This is a genomic window from Methyloparacoccus murrellii (assembly GCF_054657115.1).
Genome location: NZ_BAAHXD010000003.1, coordinates 93612 through 108104, shown reverse-complemented (window position 1 = coordinate 108104; position 14493 = coordinate 93612). Strand labels below are relative to the sequence as shown.

The 14493-nt window shown below is 60.0% G+C and carries 16 protein-coding genes and 2 pseudogenes; 7 read left to right on the top strand and 11 right to left on the bottom strand.

Annotated elements, in window-relative coordinates; genetic code table 11:
- Positions 1 to 34 precede the first annotated feature (34 nt).
- The gene (locus ACYQ1H_RS01645) at positions 35 to 532 is read left to right on the top strand and encodes a DUF3427 domain-containing protein (RefSeq protein ID WP_460026309.1); all 498 of its coding nucleotides are present in this window, start codon (positions 35 to 37) and stop codon (positions 530 to 532) included.
- Between the two features lie 236 nt (positions 533 to 768).
- On the opposite strand, the gene ACYQ1H_RS01640 is transcribed toward ACYQ1H_RS01645, so the two are convergent.
- From ACYQ1H_RS01640 to ACYQ1H_RS01620, 5 genes and pseudogenes are all read right to left on the bottom strand, one after another.
- Positions 769 to 948 (bottom strand): DUF3742 family protein, encoded by a 180-nt coding sequence (locus ACYQ1H_RS01640; protein WP_460026308.1) that lies wholly within the window; start codon positions 946 to 948, stop codon positions 769 to 771.
- Between the two features lie 41 nt (positions 949 to 989).
- Positions 990 to 1121, bottom strand: coding sequence for a hypothetical protein (locus tag ACYQ1H_RS01635; protein WP_460026307.1), 132 nt, complete (start codon positions 1119 to 1121; stop codon positions 990 to 992).
- A 13-nt stretch (positions 1122 to 1134) separates the two neighbouring features.
- Entirely contained in the window at positions 1135 to 1407 is a 273-nt protein-coding gene (locus ACYQ1H_RS01630) for a PIN domain-containing protein (RefSeq protein WP_460026306.1), read from the bottom strand.
- Positions 1407 to 1625: an AbrB/MazE/SpoVT family DNA-binding domain-containing protein gene (locus ACYQ1H_RS01625; RefSeq protein ID WP_320377466.1), complete on the bottom strand. Its 219-nt coding sequence runs from the start codon at positions 1623 to 1625 to the stop codon at positions 1407 to 1409. Before ACYQ1H_RS01625 ends, ACYQ1H_RS01630 begins: the two co-directional genes overlap by 1 nt.
- Before the next feature lie 151 nt (positions 1626 to 1776).
- Positions 1777 to 2001: pseudogene (locus ACYQ1H_RS01620) on the bottom strand (transposase); the annotation flags it as partial.
- Between ACYQ1H_RS01620 and ACYQ1H_RS01615 the strand changes: the two are divergent.
- The gene (locus ACYQ1H_RS01615; protein ID WP_460026305.1) at positions 1969 to 2562 is read left to right on the top strand and encodes a Mu transposase domain-containing protein; all 594 of its coding nucleotides are present in this window, start codon (positions 1969 to 1971) and stop codon (positions 2560 to 2562) included. The pseudogene ACYQ1H_RS01620 and the gene ACYQ1H_RS01615 overlap by 33 nt on opposite strands.
- Positions 2563 to 2574: 12 nt before the next feature.
- A pseudogene (locus tag ACYQ1H_RS01610) lies at positions 2575 to 2757 on the top strand (ATP-binding protein); the annotation flags it as partial.
- 58 nt (positions 2758 to 2815) lie between these two features.
- Here the strand turns inward: ACYQ1H_RS01610 and ACYQ1H_RS01605 are convergent.
- Entirely contained in the window at positions 2816 to 3238 is a 423-nt protein-coding gene (locus tag ACYQ1H_RS01605) for a DUF6985 domain-containing protein (RefSeq protein ID WP_460026304.1), read from the bottom strand.
- Between the two features lie 130 nt (positions 3239 to 3368).
- On the opposite strand from ACYQ1H_RS01605, the gene ACYQ1H_RS01600 reads away from it, so the two are divergent.
- Positions 3369 to 3710 (top strand): TraI domain-containing protein, encoded by a 342-nt coding sequence (locus ACYQ1H_RS01600; protein WP_460026303.1) that lies wholly within the window; start codon positions 3369 to 3371, stop codon positions 3708 to 3710.
- Positions 3711 to 4028: 318 nt separating this feature from the next.
- On the opposite strand, the gene ACYQ1H_RS01595 is transcribed toward ACYQ1H_RS01600, so the two are convergent.
- A complete protein-coding gene (locus ACYQ1H_RS01595; protein ID WP_003158902.1) occupies positions 4029 to 4670 on the bottom strand; it encodes a substrate-binding domain-containing protein in 642 nt (213 codons plus the stop codon).
- 106 nt (positions 4671 to 4776) lie between these two features.
- Here ACYQ1H_RS01595 and ACYQ1H_RS01590 point away from each other — a divergent pair, with 106 nt between their 5' ends.
- Positions 4777 to 5097, top strand: a complete 321-nt coding sequence (locus ACYQ1H_RS01590) for a helix-turn-helix domain-containing protein (protein WP_023464294.1) — start codon at positions 4777 to 4779, stop codon at positions 5095 to 5097.
- A gap of 98 nt (positions 5098 to 5195) precedes the next feature.
- Here ACYQ1H_RS01590 and ACYQ1H_RS01585 read toward each other — a convergent pair whose 3' ends face one another.
- From ACYQ1H_RS01585 to ACYQ1H_RS01570, 4 genes are all read right to left on the bottom strand, one after another.
- The gene (locus ACYQ1H_RS01585) at positions 5196 to 7709 is read right to left on the bottom strand and encodes a S8 family peptidase (protein ID WP_034004688.1); all 2514 of its coding nucleotides are present in this window, start codon (positions 7707 to 7709) and stop codon (positions 5196 to 5198) included.
- Positions 7687 to 8718 (bottom strand): AAA family ATPase, encoded by a 1032-nt coding sequence (locus ACYQ1H_RS01580; protein WP_460026302.1) that lies wholly within the window; start codon positions 8716 to 8718, stop codon positions 7687 to 7689. Before ACYQ1H_RS01580 ends, ACYQ1H_RS01585 begins: the two co-directional genes overlap by 23 nt.
- A complete protein-coding gene (locus ACYQ1H_RS01575; RefSeq protein ID WP_023464296.1) occupies positions 8711 to 9028 on the bottom strand; it encodes a helix-turn-helix domain-containing protein in 318 nt (105 codons plus the stop codon). Before ACYQ1H_RS01575 ends, ACYQ1H_RS01580 begins: the two co-directional genes overlap by 8 nt.
- Positions 9029 to 9162: 134 nt before the next feature.
- A complete protein-coding gene (locus ACYQ1H_RS01570; protein ID WP_460026301.1) occupies positions 9163 to 10053 on the bottom strand; it encodes a LysR family transcriptional regulator in 891 nt (296 codons plus the stop codon).
- A gap of 279 nt (positions 10054 to 10332) precedes the next feature.
- Between ACYQ1H_RS01570 and ACYQ1H_RS01565 the strand changes: the two genes are divergently transcribed.
- Together ACYQ1H_RS01565 and ACYQ1H_RS01560 are read left to right on the top strand one after the other, a co-directional pair.
- Positions 10333 to 11241: a WYL domain-containing transcriptional regulator gene (locus tag ACYQ1H_RS01565; RefSeq protein WP_102886022.1), complete on the top strand. Its 909-nt coding sequence runs from the start codon at positions 10333 to 10335 to the stop codon at positions 11239 to 11241.
- Between the two features lie 12 nt (positions 11242 to 11253).
- On the top strand, positions 11254 to 14487 hold the full coding sequence (locus ACYQ1H_RS01560; RefSeq protein WP_460026300.1) for a helicase-related protein: 3234 nt from the start codon (positions 11254 to 11256) through the stop codon (positions 14485 to 14487).
- The last annotated feature ends 6 nt before the right edge of the window (positions 14488 to 14493 follow it).

Here is a 14493-nt window from a genome sequence, read left to right as displayed (position 1 = left end):
AAAACCCGGGGCGGTTCAATACCGCCCGGTGGACATGTGGACAGGCTCAAATGCAGCCTGCCCACATGCCAACCGGGCTCGACGACCAGCTGTCATTGTGAATGTCTCTTTCCACACGAAACGACGAGGGGCCGTGCCAGCAAGGGGATCAAGTCAACTCCACGAGCGCAAAATCGAGTTGCTGTTGGTAACCCCCGATAAACGCGAGGGGTATCACGAACACCTCGCATACCGTGACTACGCCATCAGTCCCGGGCGCTTCCATTGGCGATCGCAGAATTCGGCGGGGCCAGATACCCCGGTAGGGCGTCGCTATCTGGAGAGTCCCGGCAACGGCTGGAGCTTCCAGCTTCTCGTTCGCGCAGCGAAAGGAAAGCCCTATCGTGCATGTGGCCCGGTTACAGTGGAGTGCACCAAGGGCAGAAAACCCATGAGCATCCACTGGCATCTGGCAGTACATCTGCCGAACCCGTTATTCCGGGAATTCTCTATCCTGCGTGGCGAGTCACCGCGGACTCGATCAAATCCTTGAGTTTGCCAGTCGGGACGATGCAGGCAGGATGTCGGTGGGTGTTCGCGCTTCTTGCGGGCGAGTATCTTGCGCTGCATGAGCAACATGACCGGGACGCAGCCGCTGATCAAGATCGAGCAGATCGGGTATGGCCAAGCGGAGCCCTCCTTGAAAACGCGGTGTTTCTGCTCCAATGAGCTCGCCACCCTTTTCAGGCGTGAGCTGCCCGCACGCCATCCACTTCCCGTAAAGCCCTGTTAGGGCACCTCGATTAACTGTGCTTTGTCGTCCTCTGGTGCATACCTCGTCATTCTGGTCACAACGACGACAGCAGCCAGCAGCAGCGCCTGACGCTCCGCGCGCAGGCAAACGCCCCATACACCGCCCAGCCAGCGGCCGAGTCGCGCTGCGGTGGTCATGCGTGCGGTGTGCTTCATGGTCGTTCCGCGGTCCCCGGACACAGCCGTACCGATCTCCATCATGCCTGCCGGGCCGCGAACGCTTCGGCGGTCGTGATCAAACCAGGAAAGTCCTCTCGCATGGCGAGAATATCCGCGTCACCCGTGATCAACGCATCCGCCTTGCCGACGTGCGCGAGCACCAGGAACACCTGGTCCTTCTCGTCACGGCAGGCAGGCAGGCAGGTCTGGCCATGGCGTTGGCAACTCCACCACGTCGGCGTAGGGCAGGAAGTCCGCCAGCAGCTCCTGCTGCTCCAATGCCGAGAGCTTGAACTTGGGATAGGCCAGGATGCGCAGAAGTTCACCGGCCGTCTCCCGGCAGACCAGCGGCTGCAACTGCTGGCGCTGCCAGGCATGGCGTATCCAGGCCAGGCGTCCGGCACTGAAGAGCAGCGCCGGCAGCACGATGTTGGTGTCGAGGACAACCCTGCGCATCAGCGCCGCGCCCAGGCCACCGCATCCTCGACATCCTGCTCGGTGATCCCGAGCTGCTCCAGCTTCTCACGCACGGCCTGGGCCTTCTGGACTCGCACTGGCGTCAGGACGATCCGGCCGCTCTCGACGGTCACGTCGAAATACTCCGCGGCATCCACGCCGGATACAGCCGCCTTGGGCAAGGTGATCTGGTTCTTTGACGTGAGCTTGGCGAGCATGGGAGCCTCCTGGAAGTTTCCAAGGGAAATCTTACTTCCTTACTTCATTCCCGACAAGCATGCCTTGGGGCCAGGATTTTCACGGCTTGCTGCGCTTTCAGCGCCGGTTGAAACGGCCTGATCCGGTGAAGCACGTCACTTTTTCCTCTCCGATCCCGGAGTTGGCCTGCTCTCGGGTCTCGAAACGGCGGTGATGGAGCAGCTCCGTTTTGAGGGTATGGAAGAAGCTCTCGGCCGGTGCGTTGTCCCAGCAGTTGCCCTTGCGGCTCATGCTGCAGACGTAGCCCTGGTCCTTCAGCAGCGCCTGGAAGCGGCCTGAGGCGTACTGGCTGCCACGATCCGAATGCACCAGCAGGCCCTTGCCGGGCCGGCGGCGCCCTACGAATTTGCCCAGTGGAAACGGGCCAAGGTCCACGTGGACTATCACGTCGACGTGGAAGGTCACTACTACTCGGTGCCCCATACCCTGGTCGGACGCAAGGTCGACCTGCGTTACACGGTCACGACCGTCGAAGCCTTTCACCAGGGCCAGCGGGTAGCCAGTCATCCGCGGGTGGATCTGCGCGGCCGGCACACCACGGTCGAGAGCCACATGCCGCCCCATCACCGCCACGCGAAATGGTCGCCGCAACGGTTGATCGGCTGGGCGGAAAAGACCGGGGCTGCCACCGCGCAGCTGGTCTCCGCCATCCTCTACAGTCGTCGTCATGTCGAGCAAGGCTACCGTTCCTGCCTCGGCATCCTGCGGCTCGGCGAGCGCTACGGGAATTCCCGTCTGGAAGCCGCCTGCCAACGGGCGCTCTCGATCAAAGTCCTGAGCTACCGCAGCGTCGAATCCATCCTGACCCATAGCTTGGATGCCCAGCCCGTCCTCCCCGAACCCGTCACTCCCCGCCCGCCCCACGACAACCTGCGCGGGCCTGAGTACTTTCATTGAGAGATACCCCCCATGCTGACTCATCCCACCTTCGAACAACTTCGGAATCTCAAACTCACCGGCATGCTCAAGGCCCTGCAGGAACAGGAGCAGATGCCCAACATCGATCAACTCAGCTTCCTGAAACGCCTGGGACTGCTGGTAGATCGGGAAATCCAGAAACGCGATAATCGTCGCCTGACCACCCGCTTGCGCTTCTTCGATATCTGCAAGGTATTCCTTCAAGCCGTTGATTCTTCATTAGACGGCGCGCTCATGGTGGAAGCACACTGCCGTTGAGCTCAAGCAGCTTGCCGCCTTGAAAGCGCGCACCTAGCGTGTGCTCTTCGTCCCACGCCGTAGTGAAGCCGAACTCAATAGCGAGGGCACGGTCGATGGGAGTGACCGCGACGAAGACCAAGACTGCGTGCGGCCAAACGTCCGAAGGTGCTCCGATACGTGGAAGTGGTGTGCTTGGCTCAGGTGCTTCGCCGGAAGCTACCGCCTCGGCGTATGGCTGATAGTGCTCGAAGAGCACTTCGGCGATCGTTGGACGCCAGGCTGGGAAGTGCGAGGACACAGTGCGCGCCAACTGCGGCGCCTGCGCATCGGGCTCCGACCGGCCGCCAGCTAGAACGAAGGGAACCGTACTCCCGCCGAGCTCCAACTTGCGGCGCCAGTGACCGCGAGAGCGCACGAACTCCCCCGTGTTTGCACTTGGTCCTTGAAACCGCCCTGCTTTCTCTCGTTCATTTCAACACACGACCTCGACTTCTCTTATGATCTCACTTGCGGTTGTGTGTCCGGGATAGTCTAGCCAGGTCACAATGCTCTCGCTGTTCCAGCGCAAAGGGGAGCCGCTGGCCACCGCCTCCCGTCGAACTTATCAAAGGACTGACACGGCCGCGTCATTGCTGGCGGCACCGCGCCGGCAGCGACTGCTGGAACACATCTGGCCGCGCACCTCGCTGTCGCGTCGACAGTTCCGCTCGCTGTACCTGGCGCCGCTGGAGCGCTACGCCGAGCTGGTCAAGGCGTTCCCGGCCTCGGAGGCACATCACCACGCCTGGCCGGGTGGCATGCGGGACCATGGCCTGGAGATCGTGGCCTACGCGCTCAAGCTGAGGCAGTCCCACCTGCTTCCGGCCGGTGCCACGCCCGAGGCCTGAGCCGCTGGGACTGCCTACGCCGCGCTGCGGTACGACATCGGCAAGCATTTCTGAGGCGGGGGAAAATCGTCAGTCCAACCAAGTGATGCGGAACGGTCCGCATTTTGATCTGTTTGGAGCACCCCAGATCATGGGGTAAGCGATTGAAAATGCTGGAGCGGGTGAAGGGAATCACCCAAAGCAGCCAACCCATTGATTAATAAAGATTTTTTCTGGTTATTAAAACCAGAAGTGGCCTCTGAATGTACCACATCACCCCTCTTGACGAAAGGCATAAATCCACCGCCTTCTGCTGGCAGCTACCGACAGCCACTGCGATCAGGAAGGGAGCGCTTTTGCGATCTGCAGTGCCCTGCGCTCGAACCGTTCGGAAACAGGGTTCGCTTGCCCCTGGGGCCTATGCAGGTGCGCCACGATTTCGTAGGGGCCGTCGTCCAGTGGTCGCATGCTGACTCCCCATCCAGGGGCGTGCTTGATACGCGATTGTGCGGATACCCCGACACCGTAGCCGGCAGAAACCCATAGCGCCATCATCTCGAAGGAAGTCACGTACTGAAGGTTCTGCGGGTCAGCAGGCAGACGCGCGAGCAGCCGACGATCCAGCGAAGAACAGGTCTCAGCCTCCCAGCGAAAGATCGGATAGTTCTGGAGGTCGGCGATGGTGAGCGATGCCTGCTCAAGCAAGGGAAGCCTCAGCGGTATCGCAACGGCCATGTGCTCAATCCACAAGGGCTGGGTTTCCAGGGCCGGATCGCTCGCTCCTTGAAGCGACATTCCCACGTCGTAGCGGCCTTCACGAAGCCCATCAAGCAGCTCGTCACCTGCCACTTCAAAGAACGTGATGCTGACCTCGGGTTCTTCCGCTCGTTGCAGCGCGAGCAGCGCCGAGAGCTGAGATGACGATACGCCTGGCGCAATCGCAAGCCTGAGGTGGGCGGGTTGGCTGGTGATGTTGTCCACGGAGAACCTACAGAAGCGACGAAGCAGGTCAAGGGCAAACCAGCATCATAGTAAAGAGAGAAGTTTAACGTCTATATGTTTAACGTGGTTAATTTAAGAGGATTGTTTGACGCTTCTGTTGATGCAGAAGCTTACTATTCAGCCAGGTCGTCCACCTGGCACACCCACATATGAATCCGAACCAGCATTAGCTTTCGGGCGGGCCGTGCGTGCCGCTCGCGTCGCGCAGGGGGTCGCTCAAGACGATTTTGCGTATCAGGCGGGAATATCGCGTTCGCACATGGGCAAGATCGAACGCGGGGAGCATGTGCCGACGCTGCCTTTGATACTGAAAATCGCTGCCGCACTCGGGATAAGCGCCAGCGAATTGATGGCCGCGACTGAAAAGAACCTCAGCGCGGGCAGTGAGCCGCAAGATTCGGCATAGCGGTCGTAAGTGTCTTTTCGGATATTGGCAGCGCAAGCTGTCGCAGCCAACGGCGCCGGGCGGGTGCTTAGCCCGACAGCGGAACACTGGAATGCCTCTTACGTATCGACAACCACAACATTAGCCACAGGGATTTTCTGGGAAATAGCAGCGTAAAGATCAACGTCCGTCTGCTGGGTCTGAATGGATACCACCAAGCTATATCGCGCCGGCAGGCCATAACGTTCCAGCGCAGGCCGTGTCCGCCACCACCCAGCCGAAGGATACACAGCAATGAAGCCACGGCTGGCCAAGTCAGCCGCCGTACCTTTCCAGACATCCTGATGCAGCGAACCACGATGCCGCTGCCGTTCGCCCAACAGCCAATTGGGATCTGAGGGGTTCACAGGGTCACCCTCATCCTCGCGCTGCGCTGCCGCATTCACCCGTGCGACAAAATTCTCGGTGGATGCATCAAGCGGACGCTGCACATCAAATCGCAGGCGATGCGAAGGGTAGTGATACTTTGATGCAACACCACGCGCTGATGGATTGGGTTCGATGAAGTAGGAGAGCGTGATGCGCATCTCGACGGGCGTGTCCTGCAACGCCTCCAACTCATCCTTCGGCCAAGGCAAGGAGTGCAGATTCATGTCGCGCGTCACGATGCCCTTGCCCTGAACCTTCGCATAAGGATGCACCACGTCTTCAACCAGTAGGGTCAGCGAGTCTCCCGCACTCCAGAGCGCGCGGTTCAAGTCCGGGGTTCCCCAGCCGCAATGGCGAATCAGGTGAACGTAGTCGTCCTTGTTGGGCGCTGCGGGCAAGAACATCCCCCGCATGGCCTCGCTCCATTGCGCCGAATGTACCAGCAACGCACGCACGGTTTCAGGTCGGAGGTGCGGATAGGCCGCCATGATCTGCGCCGCCATTCCCGCGCACAATGCCGATGCGGCACTGGTGGCATTGCTGGTAGTGAACAAGCGATCCAACGGCTGGTTATGGGTCGTCAACAAGTTCAGGCTGGCCATGCCTACCGCCCCCAGCTCATCCTTGGCTGCATTGCCTCCTTCCAGCACCACTTCGGGTTTCAAGGGCCATGCGCGATCCCACGTCCTGGTTGTTGTCGTGAAAGGGCTGAGGCCGCCGGCTTCGGCAACGGGCTTCAAGGAAGGATGACCTTCCGTGTCGATCTTGTCGGTAAAAGCGCCCACCGTGATCGCGTTCCATGCCTGGCCAGGGTCATGCACGAGATTGGTGGAAAGGCTATCTGGATACCCCGCCCATGCATTGGGGTCGCGCGTGTTGCCGGCGGACAGCACGAACAGACGCGGGCTTTCACCGACCCCATCGGTATCCGCAGCAAGGCTATCGACGGCAGCAGACCACGAGGAAGGACGACCACGATCACGGTAGTCCGAGGCTGTCACCGCCGAAGCGAACACGCGCGACCGATTCGGAGCGGAGATTTCAGGCCGCGCAACGCCTTCCATGAAAAGGTAAGCATGGTGGCGCGCATCGCCTTCATTCGCACCTTCCGCCGGTATCAGCTTGACCGACTCCAGCCGATGAGGGACGTTGATCGAATCCGCAGACGCCAGGGCGTCTGTGAGATCGCCATAGGCAGCCAAGCCCGCCAAGCCAGTGCCATGATTGGCCTCATCATCCACGCCCCAGGCTGGCTCCACGGTATGCAAATCGCTCGCATCCATCAACGGCTCCAAGAGCGGATGCGCGCGCGTCACGCCGGAATCCAATAAGCAGACTCGCGGAGCGGTGTCGCCTGATGGCCTCAACTGGGCGCGACGCAGCAAGTCGTCCGCCCACTCCCGTTGTTCACTGATGCCCATGCCGTCGAAGAACTCGGCCGTCTCCTTGGCGTAGCGAAGTTCAGCGACACAGTTCAGCGTCATCACCGACCGCGAGAACTGCTGCTGCGACCCATACATCAACAACACCGTGCGTTCGGGAAAATTGACCTGCTTGTCACTGACGACACATTCCGCCAATCGAGCAAGCTTCTTGAAGTCTTCTACAACGACTTGCCGCTGCCCCGCCCCTCGAACCGGAAGCCATACCTCCCACCAGAAGGCGGTCGCAAGATCGTCAGGCAGCAGTTCGGGAGCGTCAGTCCACAGAGCCCTGATTTCTGCAGTTCGGATGGATTCGATGGCATCCAACAACTTCCGGTGATCGCGTGCTTGACCGCGACTGTCCTTCTTCTCCTCCAGATAGTCGGATATGTATTTCTCGAAGTGCGCCAGCTTTCCATCAGGAACGAAGACATTGGCGAAGGTCTGGTTGCCTTCGCGGCGAACACTGAGAAGTTCAATGTTCCTGGTTTCGTTCGCCAAGCTCTCGAATGCCAACTCGACATCAGGTTGGCTGGAAAACTGGATTTGCAAGCCCAACCCGCTTTCCAGTTGCAGGTCTCGCTGACCTTGCACCGCCTCTGCTGCAGCGGGCTTCAAGTTTTCAACCTGGTCGCGAAGGGATGCACCGTGCTGCTGCCGGGGCAACGTCGGCACGCTGCGTGTCGATCCACCGCCAGCAGAGTGCGCTTTGAACTCGACGGCTTGAGATGTGTCTCGAAGAATGAAATGTGGGCGCTTAGCTTGTAGTTGATCCGGCATTGTTCGGTGCGACCTTCTTGTTGTTCATTCTGAGGTTCAATTTGCGGCGCTCATCGAAAGCACGTGTCAGCACATCTGCTTTTACGCGCTCCTCGTCGTGCATCACGGCTTCCTTGATGGATTCATCTACGGCACGTCTGATCTCCGCGTAGCTCAAGCCTTCTGCCTTGGCTGTGATGGCCTTGAGCGGAAAGGGCTTGGGCGCGAACTTCCCAAGCCGCGACTGGATCAGCTTGGTGGCCTGCGGCGCGCTCGGGAGCCGATACTCGATCACGTCATCAAATCGGCGAAAAAGCGCGTAGTCAAGGATCTCAACATGGTTCGTTGCTGCAACGATCAAGCTATGAGATTGGTCGCTCTCGATCATTTGCAGAAAACTGTTCAGTACCCGCCGAATCTCACCCACGTCATTGGCCAGCCCTCTTTGTGAGCCGATGGCGTCGAATTCGTCAAAGAAGTAGACGCCTCGCACATCATTGATGGCATCGAATATTTGACGCAGCTTGGCGGCGGTCTCCCCCATGAACTTGGTGATCAGTGCATCCAGTCGAACGGAGAACAGCGGAATGCCAAGTTCACCGGCCAACACAGAGGCGGTCATCGTCTTGCCGGTGCCCGGAGGCCCGACCAGCAGCAGTTTGCGTCTCGGCGACAGGCCATGCTCGCGGATGCGCAAATGATGCCTCTGCTCTTTCATGATGCGACCAAGTTGTTCGGCCATCTCCGCATCGAGCACCATGTCCGACAGACGATTCTTCGGATAGGAAACCGTCAGCAAGTTTGCCAGCTCACCGCGAGGACGGGCCAACGGCACCAGTTTGCCCTCGGGGCCACCCGGCGCGACACGGGCTTTTGCCGCGTCGATCATGTCGCGGAGTTCTTCGGCAAGCTTGCCGTGACCTATCTTCGCTTCACGGGCCGCGACCTGCATGGCAACAGAATAGAAATGCTGGTCATCCCGCTCGATATGGGATTTCACCAACGCCTTGAGTTGTTCGGCATTAGCCATAGTGGCCTCCCACCTGCGCTGTCATGTTGGCCGATGCTCCCAGTGATGCCAGCGCAGACTGCATTAACTGATCGGCGACGTGCTCGTCTATCGCACCCAGTTCGCTTTGGTCGGCAGCCAGAACGAACAGCAGGCCGACAGGCACATGCAATGCCTCGGCAATTCTTGTAACCGTCGAAAGTGTCGGGTCGCGCTTATTGTTCTCAAGCATCGACAAGTACGACACGGAGCAATTGGCTCGGTTCGCAATGGTGCTTTGAGAGACGCCCCGTTGCGTTCGGCACAGTCGAATGGCTTGTCCAACATTCATGGCGCTTGCTTTCTCACGGGTTGCGACGAGCGTAAGTACCCTGAAATTTTACCACCAGTGAACATCATTGACGAGACTTCTCCCCCGGATACCGCGCTGGCAGGCTTCAGGCAGCCAGTCCTGGCCGCTGCGGATCAATCGTCCGAATGCGCGCGCAGGCGCGCGATGAACCGCTCCACCGACACCGGCGAGTCCTCGCCGGCGGGCCGTAGCAAGTAGGTCGTGATGACTGCGGAATCCATGGCCAGAGGGCGGATCACCACATCGGGGCGCAGGCTCGCCGCGACCCTGGTTTCGGTGATGAAGCCTACCCCGTAGCCGGCACCGACCAGGGTGAGCATCATGTCCAATGACGACACATGCTCGGCGACGTCGGGTGGACGCTCCAAAGGCCGCAGCAGCCGCGCCAATTCACGATGGCAGCCTTCGCATACCTGCGGATCGCACAAGACCAATGGGTATATCGCAAGCTGATGCAGAGGAACAGCCTTGTGTGAAAGCAAAGGGTGTCGGGCAGGCACGGCAACCATCAGCGGATCGTGCCAAAGTGGCTCGGTCACGATGCCGTCACCGACCTCCGCCGTGTGCGCAAACCCGATCGAGAAGTCACCTGAGCGCAAACCACGCAACTGATCGGCCAACGGCACTTCGGACAGGCGAATCTCGATCTCCGGCTCTTCCTCGCGGCAGCGGGCCAGGAGGGCCGACAGCCTGGGATCGATTGCGCCGTCGGACACGGCGATGCGAAGGCTTCCGCTCAAGCCCGCAGCGACCGCCCGGACGTTCTCCTGAGCCTGTTTGAGGACGGCGAACACCCTGCGCACATCTTGCAGGAACGTTGCACCCGCTTCGGTCAGTACCGTGCCTCGGCGGTTGCGCTCGAAGAGCACCACGCCCAGGTCATCCTCAAGCTCTTTGATGGCGCGGGACAAGGGTGGCTGTTCGATATGCAGGCGCTCTGCGGCCCGTGTGAAGTGCAGCTCTTCTGCGAGAGCCACAAAGCAGCGAAGGTGTCGCAGTTCCATGGGCCGTGCTCCTGTTCCGTATCAGCGATCTATTCGCACCAGCTCTCGTCCGCAGTGACCTGCTGGATGCACGTCCAGTCCACGTCACTCCTGGCGTGCTGCGCTGGACTGAAGCGCCTGCCAGTCCACGCAGGATCACTCATTTGCATCTCAAAAATGGTTATCATAATGCAGCTAACTAGTGAATCAACTTAGATTTATAGACGTCTTTCCACGCAGACCATATACTTTCTGCAGAAATTTACACGAGCATTCGCTAACCCGAACGAGCCAGTCAGGATGCCCCACCAACAGCTTGCCGATCTCACCCAGCCACAGCGTGACCGCCTCGCGTTCGTGGAATTGCGTCTGCGCTTCATTGGGGAGATGCGCCGCCAGGACTTGGTCGCGCGTTTTGGTATCCAGTCCGCTGCCGCGTCCAGGGACCTGGCGCTGTACAAGGACTTGGCTCCGGGCAATATCGACTACGACGGCAAAGGCAAGTTCTACGTCCTGGGTTCGAGCTTCCAGCCGATCTTCGATTTCCCACCCGAGCGGGTGTTGTCGTGGCTGACCCAGGGGTTTGGCGACGGTGAACCGATGCACATCAAGGCGTGGGTGGCCAGCGAGAGCCCGTCCCGGCTCACTCACCCTGACCTGGCAATCTTGGCGAGCGTCACTCGGGCCATTCATTACGAGTGCCCGCTCGGCATCGAGTACCACTCCATCTCCAGCGGTCGCACCGCGCGGGAGATCGTCCCGTTCGCGCTGATCGACAACGGCCTGCGCTGGCACGTGCGCGCCTTCGACCGCAAATCGCAGGAGTTCCGCGATTTCGTCCTCACCCGGATCAAGCGCCCTGTGGTGCGCAAGGGGCAGCCCGTAGAGTCCCACGAGATGAGCGATCAAGACATCCAGTGGACCCGGATTGTCGAGCTGGAGCTGGTCCCTCATCCCGACCAGCCTCGGCCAGAAATCACCGAAATGGACTACGGCATGCAGGGTGGTGCGCTGCACATGAAGCTGCGCGCCGCCACGGCGGGCTACATCCTGCGCAAATGGAGTGTGGACTGTTCCCCCGACCATCGCCTGCGCGGCCCGGAGTACCGGCTTTGGTTGAAAGACCATCTGGCGATCTACGGCGTGCGCAATGCGGTGCTGGCGCCGGGGTATGCGCCGCCAAGCGCAGAAACGTCGATTGATGACTGAACGGAAGCGACCATGAAGCTGATCCAAAACACCGGAACACAGCGCGTCATCGACTTGATGAGGCCCAACCTCAAACACGGCAACCGACTCGACTGTGTAACGCCTTCGTTTTCTCTCTACGCCTTCGCAGAAATCCGGGAGGCGTTGTCCGCTCTGGATCGAGTCCAATTGATCGTGCCTCCCGATAATGAGGCGCTCGAACTCCTGGGCACGGAGGGCGACCGCGCTGCGCGCAATCGTCTGCAGGCACGTTGGCTGGCCAATCAGTGCGCGAAATGGATCAGTGAAAAAGTAGCGCTCCGGCGGGCATCGAGGTCGGTGCCACAGGGGGCTGCTGTCTTGCGCAGCCCGGATGGGACACCTGCACAAGTGGTTCTGGGCTCCTTTGCCTTCAACACATCTGGCCTTGGCCTGACGCCAGGCAATCCATTGAACCTGATTCAGGCGTCAGAAACGGCCGAGGAAGCCGCGCAGCTCGCCCAATGGTTCGATCACCAGTGGGCAGCCTTGCAAACTGCTGCTTCAACCGACCCCGAGGGTCAGGAAGAAGAGCACGAATCCGTTCTTGAGGCGTTGCGAGCCCTTGGCGAACACCGTGACCCGTTCACTATCTACACCTTGATGCTGCACCGCCTGTTTCAGGACAGCGGTGACGAGATGGACGAGGAGCGCATCGTCAAGTCTGCCACTGGCATCCGTAATACCGTGGTGTGGAAAAAGCTCTTTAAGTTTCAACGCGATGGTGTGGTGGGTGCCATCGACAAGCTGAACCGCTTTGGCGGCTGCATCATCGCCGACAGTGTAGGGCTGGGTAAAACCTTTGAAGCTCTGGCCATCATCAAGTATCACGAGCTGCGCAACGACCGCGTGCTGGTGCTGGCACCCAAACGCCTGCGTGACAACTGGACGCTCTACAAGGCCAACGACAAGCGCAACATTCTCGCGGCGGACCGCTTCAACTACGACGTCCTGAACCACACCGACCTGTCACGCGACGGCGGCACCTCTGGCGACATTGATCTGGCGCACGTGAACTGGGGCAACTACGACCTGGTGGTGATCGACGAGTCGCACAACTTCCGCAACAAGGCGACACACAAGGGCAAGGAGTCGCGCTACGACCGCCTGATGCGTCGGATCATCAAGGAAGGGGTCAAGACCCGCGTCCTCATGCTGTCGGCCACGCCGGTCAACAACCGGCTTGCAGACTTGCGCAACCAGATCGCCTTTGTGACCGAAGGCGATGACACCGCCTTGCTGGAGCACGGCATCGCCAGTATCGAGGCGACTACCCGCAAAGCCCAGGCCCAGTTCAACCGCTGGTTGGCGATGGACGAGTCCGAAAAAACGCCTTCGAAGCTGGTTGAAATGTTGGGTTTCGACTATTTCACGCTGCTGGATCACCTCACCATTGCCCGCTCGCGGCGGCACATCGAGAAATACTACGGCACCAGTGAGACTGGCCGTTTCCCGAATCGGCTTCCGCCAATCAACATCAAAGCGGATGTTGACCTCGCTGGCGAGTTCCGCGCCATCCGCGACATCAATCTGGAAATCCGCCGGCTCACGCTCGCCAGCTACGCGCCGCTGCGCTATGTGCTGCCCCACAAGCAGGCCGCCTACGACGCCAAATACAGCACCCAGGTGCGTGGTGGCGAAAGTTTTTTCCGGCAAGCCGATCGTGAGGAAAGCCTGATCCACCTGCTTCGCGTCAATGTGCTCAAGCGCATGGAAAGCGCAGTGTCCTCCTTCGCGCTGACGGTCCAAAGGCAGCTCAGGGATGTGGAAGCCACGCTGGCCCATATTGAATCGCACACACACGAGCTCGAAGAAATCGACATTGCCGATGTAGACATAGACGATCCGGCTTTTGAGGCGCTGCTCGTCGGGCGCAAGGTCAAGGTGTTGCTCGGTGACGTTGACCTGATTCGCTGGAAGCAGGATTTGATCGAGGATCGCAACCGGCTGGCCACACTGCTGGCGGCGGCCAACCAAGTGGATGTCACCCGTGACGCAAAACTGGCCGCACTGCGCCAGATGATCGAAGACAAGTGCCGCCACCCCATCAACACACTGGATGGCAAGAGCAACCAGAAAATCATCGTCTTCACTGCCTTCTCGGACACTGCGCACTATCTCTACGAGCAGCTCGCTCCCTGGGCCAAAAGCACGCTGGGCATTGACGCCGCGCTAGTAACTGGCAGCGCCGGCATTCAGACCACCGTGCCCGGCTTGCGTAAGAGCATGAGCGGCGTGTTGTCGGCGTTCGCCCCGCGTGCCAAGGAGCGTCCCGAAGAGCTCGCTGCTGAAGGCGAGATCGATTTACTCATTGCCACCGACTGCATTTCCGAAGGTCAGAACCTGCAAGACTGCGACTGGCTGATCAACTACGACATCCACTGGAACCCGGTGCGCATCATCCAGCGCTTCGGGCGTATCGACCGCATAGGCTCGCCCAACCAACGCATCCAGCTGGTGAACTTCTGGCCTAACATGGAGCTGGAGGAATACATCAACCTGGAACAGCGCGTCAGCGGCCGCATGGTGCTGCTCGACATCTCCGCCACCGGTGAGGAAAACCTGATCGAACAGCAGTCCGGCAACGCCATGAACGACCTGGAGTACCGGCGCAAACAACTGCTCAAATTGCAAGACACGGTCATCGATATGGAGGATCTGTCCACCGGGGTATCGATTACCGACCTGACCCTGACCGATTTCCGCATCGATCTGGCGCAGTATCTGAAGGCACACCCCGGCAAGCTGGACACCCAGCCGCTGGGTGCTTATGCGGTCACCACCACGCTGGATGCCGACATTCCCCCTGGCGTGATCTTTTGCCTGCAAGCCTGTGGTCCGACGGCAAAATCCGCTGCGTCGTCCGACTACCCGCTCGCGCCGCACTACCTGGTGCATGTTGGCGATGACGGCCACGTATTGCTGCCCTACCCGCAGGCCAAGCGCATCCTGGATCGCCTCAAGCGCCTGGCACTGGGGCGCGAACGGCCGGATGACAGTGCCTGCGCGCGCTTCGACAAGGCGACAAAAAGCGGTGAGGACATGCGCCACGCCCAGAAGCTGCTCGCGGCGGCCGTGGCCTCCGTCGCCGGCAAGCATGAGGAACGGGCCGTTGCCAGCCTCTTCACACCTGGCGGCACGCACGCCATGAAGGGCGAGTTCGCTGGTGGTGACGACTTCGAGGTGGTGGCATTTCTCGTCGTGCTGCCCGATGAGCAAAGTATTTGATTACAA